Origin of the sequence: Polaromonas sp. 39-63-25 (genome assembly GCF_002278925.1) — a bacterium.
Classification (GTDB): Bacteria; Pseudomonadota; Gammaproteobacteria; order Burkholderiales; family Burkholderiaceae_C; genus Polaromonas.
In genome coordinates, this window is sequence record NZ_NCJH01000036.1 from 1 (window position 1) to 16307 (window position 16307).

At 57.5% G+C, this 16307-nt stretch carries 16 protein-coding genes; 10 read left to right on the forward strand and 6 right to left on the reverse strand.

Annotated features, from left to right (window positions below):
- Positions 1–478: 478 nt before the first annotated feature.
- From B7X65_RS23370 to B7X65_RS23385, 4 genes are read right to left on the reverse strand one after another with little or no spacing between them, the layout of a single operon-like run.
- Positions 479–2254: an ABC-three component system protein gene (locus B7X65_RS23370; protein ID WP_293596627.1), complete on the reverse strand. Its 1776-nt coding sequence runs from the start codon at positions 2252–2254 to the stop codon at positions 479–481.
- Complete coding sequence (locus tag B7X65_RS23375; protein ID WP_293596628.1) at positions 2251–2499, reverse strand: ABC-three component system middle component 6; 249 nt, start codon at positions 2497–2499, stop codon at positions 2251–2253. Before B7X65_RS23375 ends, B7X65_RS23370 begins: the two co-directional genes overlap by 4 nt.
- Complete coding sequence (locus tag B7X65_RS23380) at positions 2496–3467, reverse strand: ABC-three component system protein (protein ID WP_293596629.1); 972 nt, start codon at positions 3465–3467, stop codon at positions 2496–2498. Before B7X65_RS23380 ends, B7X65_RS23375 begins: the two co-directional genes overlap by 4 nt.
- Entirely contained in the window at positions 3467–3751 is a 285-nt protein-coding gene (locus tag B7X65_RS23385; protein ID WP_293596630.1) for a Fis family transcriptional regulator, read from the reverse strand. The genes B7X65_RS23380 and B7X65_RS23385 overlap by 1 nt, the downstream gene beginning before the upstream one ends.
- A gap of 419 nt (positions 3752–4170) precedes the next feature.
- Here B7X65_RS23385 and B7X65_RS23390 point away from each other — a divergent pair, with 419 nt between their 5' ends.
- Positions 4171–6300, forward strand: a complete 2130-nt coding sequence (locus B7X65_RS23390; RefSeq protein ID WP_293596631.1) for a hypothetical protein — start codon at positions 4171–4173, stop codon at positions 6298–6300.
- A 64-nt stretch (positions 6301–6364) separates the two neighbouring features.
- Here B7X65_RS23390 and B7X65_RS23395 read toward each other — a convergent pair whose 3' ends face one another.
- The gene (locus B7X65_RS23395) at positions 6365–6712 is read right to left on the reverse strand and encodes a hypothetical protein (RefSeq protein WP_293596632.1); all 348 of its coding nucleotides are present in this window, start codon (positions 6710–6712) and stop codon (positions 6365–6367) included.
- A gap of 234 nt (positions 6713–6946) precedes the next feature.
- On the opposite strand from B7X65_RS23395, the gene B7X65_RS23400 reads away from it, so the two are divergent.
- Complete coding sequence (locus B7X65_RS23400) at positions 6947–7327, forward strand: hypothetical protein (RefSeq protein ID WP_293596633.1); 381 nt, start codon at positions 6947–6949, stop codon at positions 7325–7327.
- Positions 7328–7655: 328 nt separating this feature from the next.
- On the opposite strand, the gene B7X65_RS23405 is transcribed toward B7X65_RS23400, so the two are convergent.
- Positions 7656–8435: an enoyl-CoA hydratase-related protein gene (locus B7X65_RS23405; protein ID WP_293596634.1), complete on the reverse strand. Its 780-nt coding sequence runs from the start codon at positions 8433–8435 to the stop codon at positions 7656–7658.
- 136 nt (positions 8436–8571) lie between these two features.
- Between B7X65_RS23405 and B7X65_RS23410 the strand changes: the two genes are divergently transcribed.
- From B7X65_RS23410 to B7X65_RS23445, 8 genes are all read left to right on the forward strand, one after another.
- Positions 8572–9300 (forward strand): SDR family NAD(P)-dependent oxidoreductase, encoded by a 729-nt coding sequence (locus B7X65_RS23410; protein WP_293596635.1) that lies wholly within the window; start codon positions 8572–8574, stop codon positions 9298–9300.
- A 128-nt stretch (positions 9301–9428) separates the two neighbouring features.
- Positions 9429–10208 carry an enoyl-CoA hydratase-related protein gene (locus B7X65_RS23415; RefSeq protein WP_293596636.1) on the forward strand — a complete coding sequence of 260 codons (780 nt, stop codon included), beginning with the start codon at positions 9429–9431 and terminating at the stop codon, positions 10206–10208.
- Between the two features lie 28 nt (positions 10209–10236).
- Positions 10237–11415: an isovaleryl-CoA dehydrogenase gene (locus tag B7X65_RS23420; RefSeq protein WP_293596637.1), complete on the forward strand. Its 1179-nt coding sequence runs from the start codon at positions 10237–10239 to the stop codon at positions 11413–11415.
- Positions 11412–12194 carry an SDR family NAD(P)-dependent oxidoreductase gene (locus B7X65_RS23425; protein ID WP_293596638.1) on the forward strand — a complete coding sequence of 261 codons (783 nt, stop codon included), beginning with the start codon at positions 11412–11414 and terminating at the stop codon, positions 12192–12194. The genes B7X65_RS23420 and B7X65_RS23425 overlap by 4 nt, the downstream gene beginning before the upstream one ends.
- A 39-nt stretch (positions 12195–12233) precedes the next feature.
- Complete coding sequence (locus B7X65_RS23430; RefSeq protein ID WP_293596639.1) at positions 12234–13028, forward strand: enoyl-CoA hydratase-related protein; 795 nt, start codon at positions 12234–12236, stop codon at positions 13026–13028.
- 45 nt (positions 13029–13073) lie between these two features.
- Positions 13074–14645, forward strand: a complete 1572-nt coding sequence (locus tag B7X65_RS23435) for an AMP-binding protein (RefSeq protein WP_293596640.1) — start codon at positions 13074–13076, stop codon at positions 14643–14645.
- Between the two features lie 11 nt (positions 14646–14656).
- The gene (locus tag B7X65_RS23440; RefSeq protein WP_293596641.1) at positions 14657–15442 is read left to right on the forward strand and encodes an SDR family NAD(P)-dependent oxidoreductase; all 786 of its coding nucleotides are present in this window, start codon (positions 14657–14659) and stop codon (positions 15440–15442) included.
- An 81-nt stretch (positions 15443–15523) separates the two neighbouring features.
- Entirely contained in the window at positions 15524–16210 is a 687-nt protein-coding gene (locus tag B7X65_RS23445) for a TetR/AcrR family transcriptional regulator (RefSeq protein ID WP_293596642.1), read from the forward strand.
- The last annotated feature ends 97 nt before the right edge of the window (positions 16211–16307 follow it).

Here is a 16307-nt window from a genome sequence, read left to right on the forward strand (position 1 = left end):
GGTCGTTCGACCCCGCAGCGTTCGATGTCGCCGAGGTCAACCAACGTTTGGCCCCGGAAGAATACTGACCGTCAAGAACGGTAGTGGTCGGACTATTACCTTTCATCCTCAAGCAGAGGAGTACGGGCGAGCATTCACAATCGAAAATTTCGCTCTCTTCGGCCGCCCAATTGAGAGCGGGTCAGTGCGCGTACATTGCATCAACCGACTGGTTCTAACTCAGATCGGTTATCGCGGACATTTCGGTCCGGTCACATATTGAGCTCGCTCGTGCCGAGTCCCTCCCCCCACAGCCGTTACGCAGGCTTGTCTTCGAACGGCTGGTTCCCGGCCAGAAGCAGTCACTCGCGCCGCGAGCTCAGACTCAACCGTTTTAGTTGCTGGCAGCCAGGAGCAGGACTCCGACACGTCGTTTTCCGAGGAACTTGTACTGCTACCAAAGTGGACAGGGCGTTTAGGCACACTATTCAACTCTCTCTCAACCGAACCGAAATCCGAAGAGTCCTCCGTCTTCGGTCTCGTCAGAAAGGCGCGTTTCGACGACTGCCGCCTTGAGGTCAATACGCTTGTCCACGGGTAGCCGATCGAAGATGTCGGAGTTCATAGTCACGATGTACTGCTGCTGCAAGCCCTGACTTGCCTTCATACCGAGCCGTAAGGCACCGGCAACCTGACGCTCATCGACGCCGTCAAACAAGTGGCTGTCGTGAATCAAGAAGCCTGGTCCGCCGTATCGCTTTGTGACGATGCGTTGGAGGGCAATGTCGAAGCAAAAGATCTCCATGTTAGAGATGCCACCACCTCGGTCTCCTTCAATGGAGATTCGAAACTCTGGACCATTCTCAGTCGCTTCAACAACGAACCGCCCGGCACGGTCGTCGTACAGCTCTGCGATCGCGTCAGCGATGATGAGGATGGCTTCCTCTAGGGCTACTTCACGCGCGTGGTGATCCTCCTGAAGCTTGCGCTTAAGGTTGGCGCGATCAATATCGAGTTTAGTAGATTCTCCTTCGAGCGCCTCAGCTGCCTTGAAACGTTCACGAAGTGTCGCGGCATGCGCTTCACCTGCGGCTAATTCGCTTTGCATAATCAGGAAGTCGTCGAGCGCTCCACGACCTTGCAGCATCTGCAGGATCTCACTTCGTTCCTTGTCGAGACGGCCCAGCGTGACGTCATCGTCGGCGATGCGGGAGCGAACCTCTGCAATTTCGTGTTCCAAATGAATGCGCCGATTCGTCACTATTGACTCGTAGAAGCTGCTTACGTCGTCAAAGCGACGCAAGGCCACCCCCGGCAGCTCAATGCCCGCTGCTGAGTAAAGCTGCTGGATGTCGGTCCGCTGTGGTGGTCGCTCGGATTTCAGGGCCTCCTCGAGGTGTTCGAGTGTTTCATTTAGCGAGACCCCGTGACGCGTCAAGGTCTGCATTTCGCCCTTGATTTGAGCGGCCCGCTTTGCAAGAGACTTGTAGCTGTCCAGCACTTCAAAGTTTTCGAGTTGCTGGCGAAGCTTGTTTGCCTTGGCCTCAGCGATGGTGACTTGCGGTCTCAATTCCGCGACGGTGCCAATGACGGACCCGAGGGCGCCGATTTTGACTGCCTTTTTCAACTCCTCAAGGGTTTTTTCGCGCGCTCGGATCTTGTTGAAGTCGAATGGAATCTGCCAGTCTAGGCCGAACAGATAGGACAAGTTGACTTGCCAGTCCCAGCGCTGTTGCTTCTCGGCTTGGCGTTCAGGGCTGATGAAGCCCCCTGAGTTCCGACGTCGTGCGAAGTAGGAAAACATCGACCGGAACGTCGGCGTGAAAGATTCGTCGAAGAGCGTTCCACGCTCGTCTGCGGGCAACGCAAACATGGCATGGCCAAGAAACACGCGCCAGTTCAAGTTAGATACGTAGAACTGTTCGCTCGCCTTGTCGACTTTGCGTGGCAGATCCTTGCGCTCTTCACCGCCGTTGATGAGGAAGATCTTTGACGGGTCGGAGCCACTACGTGCAACCGTAAACAGCTCGCCCGCGATCTTGAACGTCCCCTTAAAAGTGTGTTCAACTAACTCGTCGAGGCGAAACAGGGACTCCTTATCGCAGTCGGAGCCGAGTAAAAAGTGAATGATCTCGATGAGGCTTGTCTTTCCGGCGCTATTTCTTGTCTGTTTGTCCGTTGAGTTCGCAGTACGATCGGACAACACGACATTCAGCCCCTCATGAAAGGTCACGGGCTTGAACGTCTTGAGGGAGCTCTCGATGTACAGAATCATCGCGCTTGCTCACAGTGGATAACGCCATTCCTGTAGCCAACGGCTGAGATTGCGTAAAGAAGGTTGAGGGCAAGCACGAACCAGTCGAAGGAAATCAAGGCGTCGGCAGTCTTGTAGCTCTGGGCCTCGCGCACACAATCCCAAAGTGCTGAGACTGTTCTCGGCTCTTCCAGATGCTTGAGGATATCTCCACCGACGCCGATAAGCGCCCTGTCGTGTGCGAGATACTTGGTTGGCAGGATCATGAGGGCCCCTTGGATGGGTCGCGCTCAAAAATGTCGCAGTTCTCGAAGAGGAAGGCCAAGAGTGATTGCGCAGCGACCTGCTTTTGCGGCGGCACATTGCCGATGCCTGTAACGAGCTCATAGAGTGCAACCATGATGTCGGCCGGGCTCAGGTGCTGCGCTTTTAGGTACTCGTAGCGGTCTCGGAAGAGCTTGGCGATTCGTTCCCCCGTGAGGGGATCGGGATGACGGTCAAAGTAGGCGCCAATCAGGTGTGCATTCTTCCAACCGCCCGAGACTAGGTGCTTCCAATAGTTAGGCAAGTTGTTGTAATACAGCTTATCGGGTGGGACCGGTCGCAGATCCTGTGCGTTGAAATCGATGGAGTCTGCCTCGTGGCGCAGATGTTGGATGAGATCGCGTAACGCTGCGTGGTCGAGGTTTGTGGTATCGGCATCGGTCGCGGCCGGTCCAAGTAAGGCTTCGACTTGATACGGCTTGAGCCGAAAAACGCGATCCGAAAAACCTTCAATGCCAATGAATCCAAAGGTCAACGAGGGATTGGACGTCTCCAACCCGTCGAGCGTTGTGATCGCTTCGACGGGGAGTCCATCAGCAATGTTGTGAACCATGTGCCATTCTTTCATGATGGCTGCGAGCTTCTTGAGCGCCTTCGAAAAGTCGTCGGTCATCTTGGTGGTGAGCGTCGCGACCTGCTTGAGCTCGCCTGCCAGGGCTCCATAGCATTGAAAAAGTTGCCCGCTGGATCTCAGATAACCGTCGCACCCTTTGTCGCCGAGAGAGCCGTACGGACGCACGCGCACGAAGTCGTCGCCATGGAGTTGCCCCATGACGGTGGAGAAGAAATCTTGGAAGGCGTCGCTGTTGGATTTCCGGAGCTTGAGTTCGAGAGCGATGCGCCAGTAGTAGCGCTGCGTGGCTGTAAAGGGGTCAGGCGCATGCATAGCGTTCGGCCTGTCGTTATCCATCACACCAACTCGATCTGAACTTGGAGGCCGACAAGAGCGGCTGCGCGCTGAAGCGTTGAGAGGGTCACATCATGGGTTGGATCGAGCAAGCGATCGACCTGCGATCGGCTGGTCTTGAGCATGGTAGCAAGACGTGCCTTGCTCAGGGACTGTTTTTGCATCGCCTCCGTGAGCTGGCAGATCACAACTTCCTTAATAGGGCGGGCTTGGGCAGCATTGCAAACCACCACCTCTTTGAGGTGAGTATCGAACGCCACTTCTACGTACCTCTTTCTCATGGTCATATCACTGCGTGGCCCCGTGCTAGGCATTTGTCAGAAAAGTGTAGTTGTACCACAAAAGGTGCACGCCGGACCAAAGTGGGTTGTTTCATGGGTGCGGTGCGTGCGCCCCCGCCAGCGCGGCAGGCCATGCCTCAATGCCTCATCCACAGTCAGTTAAGGACAGTGCACGTCTCGATCGCTCACGCCGAGTGTTGTGCTTGTTCTAGCTAAAGGTGGACGGAGGATGTCCGCTTTTGAGAAGGCTGAGAGTCCGCTTTGGGCCCTAAGGGGAAATTCGTTCTTCTCCGAAGCCGACATTCGGTGGAAATCACCAGCATCACTGGTCAGTGACAGCCGGAATGATGGTCAGCGATTCCAGTGCCCGCAGTACAGGTGTCGGACCATATTTCGGTCGCTCTACGGCCAACGCGAGCTCCCGCATGGAGGCATGCATCATCGAGCTGGCGATGGGTTTCCCCATCGATGTCCAGTTCAATGGTGTCTCGGTCCCCCGACCGCATGCCCTCGAGAACCTGCAAACCGTTGTCACGCCAGTAGGTCACGTTCACATTGAGCACATCACGGCTCGCGACCACGACCAGAACGTGCGAGGCGATGTCCTTGACGTGGTAATCGGCAGAGCCTTGTATCTCCAGGGCCTACTTATCCAGGTCAAGAATGAAATTCATGCCCAGACGGTTGTGCATCTCGACAACCAGCGCTTCGCCGCGATCATGCCGGACCGAAAGTCCCTGTACAACGCGGCCGACCAACTCGAGGAGCTGCGCGTTACGTTGCGCACTCTCGTGCAGCAGTTTCTTCTCGAACAGAAGGCTTCGCTGCCGGCTGAGACGTTTGTCGCGAAGTACTGGACCGCGTGCCTTCGGCACGAGGTGCCTACGCTGCTCAATGACATTCCGCTGCTTCCCAGGGAAATCATTTCGACAATCGAAACGCTTGCGGCGGAAAGTGAAAGTCGTTTGGGCTATTTGCCCCACGAAACGCAATTCATCACCCGGCGGCAGATCCTGAGCGGCGAGGTCAAGGTGTGGCGCGACGTGCCGTCCTACCTCGGCAACTCTGAAAGTGAGCAGGCCGGCGCGCTTTGGCGGGTCATGCAGCTCGAAAGTGTGGTCGAGGTCGATACCAATGGCCTTGATACAGGACACTGGATCTTTGAAGCTACGCCATCGGCGATCGACTTCAAGGTGGCAATCACCCACTCGGGGATCATCGCGAGCGATTCGACGGACTTTGATGGCAACGGCGTTGATGTGCACCTGGTGAAATCAGCGCTGGTGCTCGTCACGTCCACCACAGACCCGAGCTTTGAAATTGCGACGGCCGTCGACAGAGGCTGGATCCTGGAAGAAGTGGGTCACGACAGTTCAGGCGAAGTCACCCAGTTCAACTGCTTTGTGACGGAGTCGGGGGCCTCCTGGGACTTCCCGGGAACCTTGCTGTCCAGCTACCGCGACGAACATGAGGTCTACCGGGAAGAATGGGAGGACGATGCACGGAAATCGTGGCGCTCAGTTGTCGCGGGACTCAAGGGCGCAAGCCTGGCAGACCAGCTCGCGGCGGCGCTTCCGGACGTCCGAATGTCACTCGGCAACCACAACCTCGGGCAGATGGCATTGATCTATGGGGCGGCTCATGGGGCATGGGTCGAACCCATCCGTCCAGAATGTCTCGCCGCAGATCGAGATCGTCGACCTGAACGCCCCGGAATTCTGGATGGCGCTGGCCAACCTTTTGGCCACCGGCGCCGGCGGATCACCAGAGGATCTGAAAGCGGCGTTCCTGGCTGCGGCCGGCGCGCTGGTACCTGGTGCCGGCCTCACGGCGGACTCGTCGAACGAGACACGGATTCAAGGCTCCACACCCTGAACTCCCAATTACGGTCATTTTTTGGCCAGCAATACCCCCCAGCCACTCGCTGGGGGGTGTTTCATCAACATAGGAAACCCCGAATGACAACTATTGGAACTGATGGCGCAGCTTTGCCGCCCCGGCGTAGGCCCTCGCTGCGCGTCTGCAAGTTGGAGCGCGAGATCGATGGCGTGAAATTCACGCTGCAGGTCTCGCCTTGCTCCTGGATGTATCGCGGCTACGGATTGCAGGTGGCGATCACCATGGACGGCGGCGGCGTCGCTTACATGCTCGACAAATCGACTCCATTCGAATCCGCAACGCCGGCTGATCTGGAACGACTATTCGACAAAGCGAAGACGGTGAGCTGCAGCTGCTGTGGCAAGCCCGCGTTCGATCCCGAAGCATGTGAAACAAACCGCGAAGGCAAGTGTGAAGCATGCTTCATGAAAATGCTCAACGCTGAGTTTGCAAGAGGCAGGCAAAAGGCCCTTGCAGCTGCGCTCCAGCTGCGTGCGCGGAAGAAGAAGGCAGGATTTACGTATCTCGTCAACGCATGGATCCACCCGGAAGAAGGCGGCGACGATTTCGAGATTCACTTGTGGTATCGACAACCGCCGGATGCGCAAAGCGTGGAGACTGCAATCCGGAAGGCCGGCTCGGAGGTCTTCGATGACTTCTTAGTGGTGCAACTTTAAGACTGACAAATATAGAAACCCCCGGTGCCGCGAGGCAACCGGGGTTTTTTTTTGGCTTTGAATCCTACCGTGAAGGAACGAGGGTCAAACCTGGGCCGGCTGGCGCAGCGGCTTCAAAGGTCGCCAGCTGCTCATCATTAAGCCAGGTGCCTGTCGTCTTCATAGCGGCGAGTCGCCTCTTATCCTCCGGGAAATTGACTTCGTTGTTCGGACCGAACTTCATCTTCTCTGTGGCCAACGCATAAACGCCACCCATACCATCCGTATTTTCGATCTCGTGCCGGACCTTCGCCAGTTCGCAGATCGCATTAAATTCAGCCGGCGTGCGCGGGCGCCAAGGTGCCCAGTTCATGCGCTGAAAAGCCTGCCATTCCTGGTCCGACATCCGAATTCGACCATCAACCAACATCATCTCGCTCTCCTGATCCCTCCACTTCGGAGGTCTTAGTATCAGATTATCACCAGTGATTGCACTGTCAATGAGGGCCGACTCCAATCTGTTGTGCACGCGCGAAAGCCGCCATAAAATTGCACTGTTTTCGCATATTTGCGACTTCGCGCACAGACGAACCGTTTCGTGCGCCTTTACCAACCCACTGGGGATCATCCCAGCGGGGCATGGTCCTCTTTTTTTTTTGGAGGACCCATGCAAATCACAATGAAATCGTCATCCTGCGCGCCCACGAACTGGGTGGCGCAACTGATGAACTTCGGCATCAAGGCCACGAGGCGCCCGTCAGTATTCGGGCGTACTGCGCATGTCTTCAAACTCCAGGGGGAGGCTGTTGAACTGCTGCAGGATCCGCAACAGACCGTGAGTTCGGTCGTTGAAACGCTGACTCAGACCCAAAAGCGCATCGTGGATGCGCTGATCGCGTGCGATGTGGTCGTGAATGTTCCACAAGTTCGTAAGAGTTCTACGCACCTTTTCCGGCTGCGAACCAATGTGTTCATTTTGCCTGCCATCCCGCTGATGCCGGTTCGACTCCACTTTTACCTCTCATCGCGACCGACCAGGGGCCGCTAGTTCCCGCACGCGAGGAAAATTGCGGACATGACGCATGAATGGTTGATTCGTGGACCAACACGCCGCGTACTACCCGCTCGCTATTGCCATACTACGCGTCCGGCCGCGAAACGGGTGGGCGGCGAGTCTAGATCGCCGAACTGAAGAGCCGCTTTGGCAATGCTTTGCGGTCGCCGCCTTGGTTGCCGCTTATGCGCTTTAGGCGCTGACGCTTCGCGCGTTTGCTTCTGCTTAGGCTGCGAATATTGGGGTTCGCGAATGCGTTAACGTTGTTCACCTAGCAGATCCCTGTGTTTTCGACTGGATCAGTCGCAGATCAGGTCATGGCTCATGCGCCGATCCACTGCGGGGCGCGCCGCTCGACGAAGGCGAGACTTCCTTCACGGAAGTCGGCGGTGCTTGCCAAACGATGGAGGACGTCGCGGCATCGTGTCTCGAGCTGCGCATCCGTTTGCGTGAGCGCATCGCGAGCGATCGCCAGGCTTTCGCGAACCGCCAACGGAGCGTTCTGACATATCTCCGATGCGAGAGCCACTGCGTACCTGCGCAGCATGTCTGGAGCCACGATCTCGGTGATCAGGCCGTGCTCAAGCGCAACCTCAGAGTCAATCGACGCACCGGTTGCCACCATTCGCAATGCCAAGCCCCGAGGTAGCGCACGAGGCAAGCGAAATAGCCCTCCTTCTGAGGCAACAAGGCCGCGCTTCACCTCGGGCAATCCAAAGCGGCTCCCCGAGGATGCGACTGCGAAGTCGCAGGCAAGCAATAGCTCGAGGCCTCCCGCCAGCACTGCTCCATGCACCGCTGCGATCCACAGCTTTCTGCGCGGCAGACGTACAAAACCAGCGAAGCCGCCGCGTGCTGTTGACAACTCGGCCACGTGACCTGATGCCACGGCTTTCAGGTCAGCTCCTGCACAAAAGGCGCGGTCACCAGCACCCATCAGCACGGCCACCCATAACGAAGCATCCTGCTCAACTTCGTCGGCCATCCTCTCCAGTTCGCGAGCCATTTCGCCGTCAATGGCGTTGCACGCTTCGGGACGATTAAGTGTCACCACCGCTACATGCGGCCCGACTCGCGTCAACTGAACAACATTACTCATCATTGGTCTTTATAAGCGGAACCACTTGTCATCCTCAGTGGATTAATCCCAGAGTGCTACACAAAGCGGGGTTGCTCTTGTATTTTCGAATTATGAGCCATAATTCATATTTATAAAACGATTGTGAAGGGCATTTCCAATGCAAGTAGCCAACCCTTATCGATTGGATGGCAAGTGTGTCTTGGTGACCGGCGCCGCAGGTGGCATTGGCCGGGCGTGTGCTAAGGCACTTGTGGCGCAGGGTGCGCGCGTTGTCCTGGCAGACCGGACGCCAATTCCCGGCGCTGAACTCGCAACACTCGGTGACAGCGCCAGCAGCTTGATCTGCGATGTCAGCGACCGCGCCTCGATCGCGAAGTTGCGTGAGGAATGTCCAAGGGTTGATGCGCTCGTCCTGGCGGCCGGCATTCTCCCTTTCGATGATTGGCTCGATCCGGCCTGGGACGAATCGTTTGATCGCGTGATGGCAGTAAATGTCCGCGGCTCATTGAACGTCGTTCGTGAGTACTTTCAGGACATGTGCGACCGCGGCAGCGGAAGCATCGTGTTCGTGGGCTCTGCTTCGGGCCGCATGGGCGGTATGCAAGCGGGGCCACATTACACCGCATCCAAGGGAGCCGTTCACTCCCTTGTTCGTTGGTTCGCGCAGCGTGCCGCCCCCAAAGGAGTGTGCGTCAACGGCGTGGCACCCGGAAGTATCGCCACGGAGATGCTTGAGGGGCAGGTATTCGACACCGCGCGCGTTCCCATGCGTCGCATGGGAACGGCCGAGGAGGTTGCGTGGCCTATCGCCTTCCTTTGCTCCGCGGCCGCAAGCTACATGAGTGGCGCGGTCGTTGACATCAATGGAGGGTTGATTTTTTCCTAAGCGGGCGACGAAGAATGTTAATATGAATGTTGACTCATTGTTCATTTTTTGCTAACGTTCCAACGATCGAGGGCAGGTCACATCCTGCGTCTCGGCAGCGCTGCGACGCCGCTCACTACACAATCCTCATGATCAACACAATCTTTCAGCCCGACGGGCTCGCAATCATCGAAATGGCCGATCCAAGCGGACTAAATGCCATCGATGCGCAATTCGCCGAAAGTCTCGCAGACGCAGTGCGTACCGTCAGCAGCGCTGAAAACGTGCGCCTGGTTTTGCTCCGGAGCGCGGGGCGCTGCTTCGGCGTCGGAGGCAACGTGTCCTGGTTTGACGTTGGGCGGGAAGGTCTCGCGGATCGCATAAGAACAACGCTCGATTCGTTCGCTGAGGTGATCCAAGGGTTGCGCTCTATGCCTGCGATTGTGGTTGCGGCTGTCAATGGCTCGGTCGCTGGCGGTTCGCTCGGTCTCTTGTTCGCAGCAGATTTCGTGATCGCGCAGGCAGACGCCCGCTTCAGCATGGCCTACACAAAGATCGGTGCAACACCCGATGCGGCGACCTCCTACTTCCTGACGCGCCAGCTCGGCGAACGTCGTGCGCTTGAGCTCCTTCTACTCAGCGAAAGTTTCGGTGCGGAAAGGGCGAAAGAATTGGGGTTGGTCAACATCGTGGTGCCTAGAACAGGATTCGAAGATGAGTGCAGCCAACTTGTAGACCGACTGCTCAATGGACCTACCGCGGCGTTTCTTGCCACAAAGAGTCTGGTGCAGGCCGCAACTGGTTCCACGCTGCCCGAACACATGGACAGGGAAGCACAAACCTTCGTCGAGATCAGCCGATCCAGGGATTTTCTGGAGGGCGTCGGCGCATTTCTGTCCAAACGCTCGCCCGAATTCGCCGGGAACTGATTGCGGCGCCACATCTTCAAGGAATCAAATGATTGAACTCTCACCAATCGACTTCGGGCTGGACGAGTCAACGCGAATGCTGCGTGACTCGGTAAGGACCTTCGTGCAGACGGAACTCGCACCACGGGCTCACGCCATAGAACAAGCCAATGACTTCCCCGCGGATATGTGGCGCAAATTCGGCGACATGGGCCTGCTCGGGATCACTGTGGACGAGGCATATGGAGGCTCCGGACTCGGCTACCTTGCCCACGTTGTCGCGATGGAGGAGATCTCGCGCGTTTCGGCAGCTGTCGGTATGTCATACGGCGCGCACTCGAATCTGTGTGTGAACCAGATCGCGCGCAATGGAACGGAGGCCCAGAAGCGGAGGTACCTACCCAAGCTACTTTCTGGCGAGCATATTGGAGCCCTGGCGATGTCGGAGAGCGGAGCGGGCTCTGACGTCGTGTCAATGAGGCTGCGAGCAGAGCGCTCCGGCGATGAATTCATTCTGAATGGAACGAAGATGTGGATCACCAATGGTCCCAATGCCGACACCCTGGTGGTCTATGCAAAGACTGACCCTACCGCAGCCTCGAAGGGAATCACCGCGTTCATCATCGAGCGAGGCTATAAGGGATTCACGACTTCGACCAAGTTGGACAAGCTGGGAATGCGCGGCTCCAACACTTGCGAGCTGGTCTTCGAGAATTGCGTGGTTCCGGCCGAGAACGTACTCGGACAAATCGGTGGAGGCGTGCAGGTTCTCATGTCCGGGCTGGATTATGAGCGAGCAGTCATGGCCGCCGGGCCCATCGGGATCATGGCTGCGTGTCTGGACCTCGCCGTGCCATACACGCACGATCGTCAGCAGTTCGGACAGCCCATCGGCCAATTCCAACTGATCCAGGGAAAGATGGCCGATATGTACACGGCGTTGATGACCTCGCGCGCGTATTTGTATGGCGTGACGCGTGCGCTTGACGCGAAAGTCCTCGACGGCCGCGCGGCTAGAAAGGATTGCGCCGCGGCGATCCTGTACGCAGCTGAAAAGGCAACCTGGATGGCCGGCGAGACGATTCAGATCCTTGGCGGAACGGGCTACATGAACGAATGCCCGGCCGGACGCTATTGGCGAGACGCCAAGATCTTCGAGATTGGGGCTGGCACATCCGAGATCCGCCGCATGCTGATCGGCCGGCAGATTTTCTCGGAGACGCTATGACGGATGTGCAGACTTCCGGCGGCGAAAGCAGCCGCCGCGTGGCGTTCGTCACCGGCGGTGCTTCAGGAATCGGGCGGGCTGCTTCCCTCGCGTGGGCGCGGGAAGGCGTTCGGATCCTGTTGGGTGATGTGGATGATGCCGCAGGTGAAATGACGGTCAAGGACATCCAGTCGGCGGGCGGCGAGGCCCAATACGTCCATGTCGACGTGTGCAATGAAGCAGATTGCATAAATGCGGTTGAGCAAGCGGTGAAGCTTTACGGTCGACTGGACATTGGATTCAACAATGCCGGCATCACCGGCTCCTCCCATCGGGTCGGCCGTTATCCGCTCAACGAGTGGCGGCGGGTGCTGGACGTCAACCTGACAGGCGTGTTCAACTGTATGCAGGCTGAGTTGAAGGTCTTCGAGCAGCAAGGCGCTGGTGTAATCATCAACACCTCTTCAGTGATCGGTCAGCGTGGGACTGCGGGAGGCAGCGCCTATTCCGCGGCAAAGCATGGAGTCATTGGACTCACACGCAGCGCGGCCCTCGAATACGCTGGCAGGGGAGTCCGGATCAACGCGATTTGCCCTGGCTACGTCGAGACCCAGCTAGTTGTGGGTGAGCAAGCTGGGATTCCAAGCAACGTCCTGGACGAAAAAATCAAGAGGATCGCAGCGCGACGATTAGGGCAGCCGGAAGAAATCGCAGCGGTCGTGGTGTGGCTCGCATCACAAGCTGCCTCGTTCGTGCACGGGTCGGCGGTCGATGTCGATGGCGGTTACCTCGCCTTTTGACCTTCCTATCTCTTCAACAATTGTTCGGAGTTCAGCACAATGTGGCAATCGAAATACAAGCTCATCTCGTTCGCGCAGAACGAAGGCGTTCTCACCGTGATGATCAACCGGCCGGAGAAACTGAACGCGGTTAACGCTGAGGTACATACGGAGCTATCCTGGCTTTGGAGAGACGTTGCAGGGGATGCCACTGTTCGTGCAGTGGTGCTTACTGGAACGGGGCGCGCATTCAGCGCCGGCGGTGACCTTGACTGGTTCAAGAACATGACCTCTGAGGCACTTGACACCCTTTTTGTCGAAGCGCGCAAAATCGTCTTTGACATGCTGGATGTGCCCCAGCCAATCATCGCGGCGGTAAACGGTGCCGCGACGGGTCTTGGTGCGACCATCGCGCTATTGAGTGATGTCATCTATGCATCGGAAGACGCCGTCATCGCTGACACCCATGTCTTGGCGGGCATTGGGGCGGGCGACGGAGGCGCCGTGATCTGGCCCTGGCTGTGCGGAATGGCACGGGCCAAGGAGTACTTAATGACGGGCGACAAGATTGGAGCAAAGGAAGCTGAGCGGATTGGCCTCGTGAACCATGTCGTTGCTCCCGGCGAACTGCTCTCCATCGCAACGAAGATGGCCAGACGCCTCGCCGATGGACCTCGGCTCGCCATCCGGGCAACAAAATTGCCCCTGAACAAGATCTTGCGCGACACGGCGAACCTCGCTTTTGACTATTCATTGGCGCTCGAAAAGGAATGCTTCCATTCGGCAGATCACCGTGAGTGTGTGAATGCCTTCCTCGAAAAACGGAAGCCGACATTCGCGCACGCGGGCAGCTAACACTCTCCATAGGTCACGGCAAGAGCCCGCACACGGAAGTTCTCGATGAGCCCTAACAACGATTTGTTTATCGCCCGCCGGGCTAACCTCGGCGATATCGCGAGGCGAGGAGCTCGACGGCACGGTCGCAAAACGGCGCTCGTCATGGGCCAGCGCAAGCTGACATATGGAGAGCTGAACGACCAGGCGAACCGGCTCGCGCAGGGCATGCTTCGCCACGGGCTTGGCCAGGGTGTGCGAGTGGCGGTGCTCGCCCGGAACTCCATCGAGTTCATGGTTCTGTACTTCGCGTGCGCCAAAGCCGGGGCCGTCATGTGCCCGGCCAACCCGGCTCTCCCCGACAAGGACATTGCATTCATCCTGAATCATGCGGAGGTGGCTGCGCTATTCGTGGACGAGGACCGTGCCGACCGGCTCGCCTCCGTAGCCCTTCAAGTGCCGACGATCAGGCAGGTGTATGTCCTCGAACGCCGCGGGCCAACCGGACTCCCTTCGCTGGACGATCTCTCTTGCGGCATGGAAGCGCGCGACCCGGAGCTGCCGACCGGCGATCGCGATATCGCAATGGTGATGTACACGAGCGGAACCACCTCGGCTCCGAAGGGAGCGATGCTGTCGCACACAAACGTCGTGGCTGGTGCAGTGAACAACGCATTCGCCGGTGAGATGCACGACAACACGATTGCGACTGCAATCCTTCCGCTATTTCATTGTGGCCAATTGTCCATCACCAGCGGCACGCTGATGCGCGGAGGTACAGCAGTCATCATGGATGGCTTTGACGCTAAAGCATTGCTCCAAGCTATGCGGCAGGAACAGATCACGTGGATGTTCGCGCTCCCGGCGATGTATCGCAGTCTCCTTGCCGAACCCGGCCTGCAGGATGACGACTTCTCAAGTCTTGAGTTTTGCCTTTATGCCATGACTCCGATGGATTCCCATACCCTGCGGCACGCCATAGAGCGAATGGGCGCACGGTTCGCGCTCACGAGCGGGCAGACGGAGGTATACCCGCCAACGGTCGTCTTCACACCCGAATACCAACTCTCGAAAGCGGGCGCCTACTGGGGGCGCGCCACGCCGCTTACCGAAGTAGCAATCATGGACGACGTTGGCCACCTTGTAGAAGATGGACAAGTGGGCGAAATTGTCTATCGCGGCCCGATGGTCATGGAAGGATATTTGAAGGATCCTGAGGCTACGCTCCAGGCGTTCTCCGGCGGATGGTTCCATTCCGGTGATCTCGGCCGCTTCGACCAAGACGATCTTTTGCTCTTTGTCGACCGGAAGAAGGACATCATCAAGTCTGGTGGCGAAAACGTGTCGTCCGTGAAGGTGGAACGTTGCCTGCTCGCGCATCCTACGATCTCTGCCGCCGCTGTTGTTGGCGTGCCGCACCCCCGCTGGGGCGAAGCCGTGGTGGCTGCCGTCGTTGTGGCACCTGGTGCGCAATTCGACGAGCAAATGGTGAAGGACTTCTGCAAAGGTCAGCTTGCCCCGCATGAAGTGCCCAAGCGATTGGTAACGTATCTCGAGATGCCGACGACCTCAACCGGCAAGATGCAGAAGTTTGCGTTGAGGAAAGATCTTTTCGATCTTTTCGCCTCCGAAGGCTGAACAGGTCCGCCATGGAAAATCTGGCTGCAGGAGAAGTTTCGCTACATGGCAAGGTGGTGCTCGTGACAGGTGGTGCTCAGGGGATTGGGCAAGCCATAGCACGACTCGCGCAGCAATGTGGAGCACAGATCGTGTCCTGTGATTTGAAACCTATAACAACTGGCGGCCAGGCTGCGCAGGAGATGCTAAATCTCGTCGGAGATGTGTCCCGTGAAGAGGATTGCGCGCGGTTTGTGCAAGATGCCGTAACTCGGTTCGGGCGACTGGACGTCGTCGTAAACAGTGCCGGTCTGCTTGAGAAGACGAGGCGCACCGTAAAACAGGATCTGGCGACCTGGAAGCAAATCATCGATGTGAATCTCCAGGGAACATATTTAATGTCCAGGGCAGCAGCGGCCACAATGATCGCCGCTGATCGACCCGGTTCCATCATCAATATCGCCTCAATCACCGGCCTTGTTGGATTCCGTGCGTCCAACGCTTACGGCGTGTCAAAGGCGGCAGTCGCCATGCTGACGAAGACACTAGCGGTAGACCTCGCGTCCCGGAACATACGCGTCAACGCGGTCGCCCCCGGGTTGATCGCAACGGCGATGACTGCCGAGCTGCGACACACGACCGGTGTCGAGGATGGCGCGTTTCTAGACCGCATCCCAATGCAGCGATTCGGAGATTCAGACGAGGTCGCACGCGCAGCCGTCTTTCTCGGGTCCGACTGGGCAAGCTATATAACGGGCGTCGTCCTTCCAGTAGATGGTGGCTGGTCGGCGTTTGGAGGACCGGGCAACGCGCAGTAAGCTGGATGCTACTTATGTCGATGCTTGCGTCCCCGCTAAGATATGCGCTACCCTTTTCAGCATCCAAGAGAAAGAGATGACATGCCCACCAAGCACCAGGCGATCAGCTCACCCGCGAGCGATTCGAAGAACTCGGCGCGGCACGTCGCGACGGAATTGAAGAAGCGCGGCAAGCGTGAGAAGAACGCAGATGAAAAGCGTCGTGCGCTTTTCTCTGCGGCCGCTGTCGTTGTGGGCAAATATGGTTACGAAGAGGCATCTATCACAAGGATCGCGGAACAGGCCGGGGTTGGGAACGGCACGTTTTACAACTATTTCCAGACCAGGCAGGATCTCTTCGACCAGTTGCTCCCCGCAGTCGGCGGACAGTTGCTTGAATACATCGCGTCCCGCCTCGACCCGGCGCAGACCGGTATCGACCGCGAGCGCGGACGTATTGTTGCGTACTTCGAGTTTTTTCAGAAGAACACCGGCTTCCTCAGAATCCTGAACGAAGCAGAGGTGTACGCTCCCGCGGCCTTCAAATTGCATATCCAAGACTTCGCGGTTCGCTATGCGAGGGCCTTGCACAAAGAGTCTGAGCGCGGTGAACTCGGAGACTTCAGCCAGGATGAACTCACTGCCATTGTTTACATGCTGATGGGCGCCCGCACGTATCTCACGATGCTGTGGCGCTCCGCTCCCGGAGCAGCACGAAAGAGCGTTGATCAGTCTTATATATCGACGTACCTGAAGCTGTTGGAGCACGGTCTTTTTCCCCGCAAATAGGGGGCGTGCCGGGATACGGGTAAAAATGATACTTAAGCAAAAAAGTAGCAAAAGTTCAAGTTGTTATGCTCCGGACGAATTTAACCGAACCTTCCCT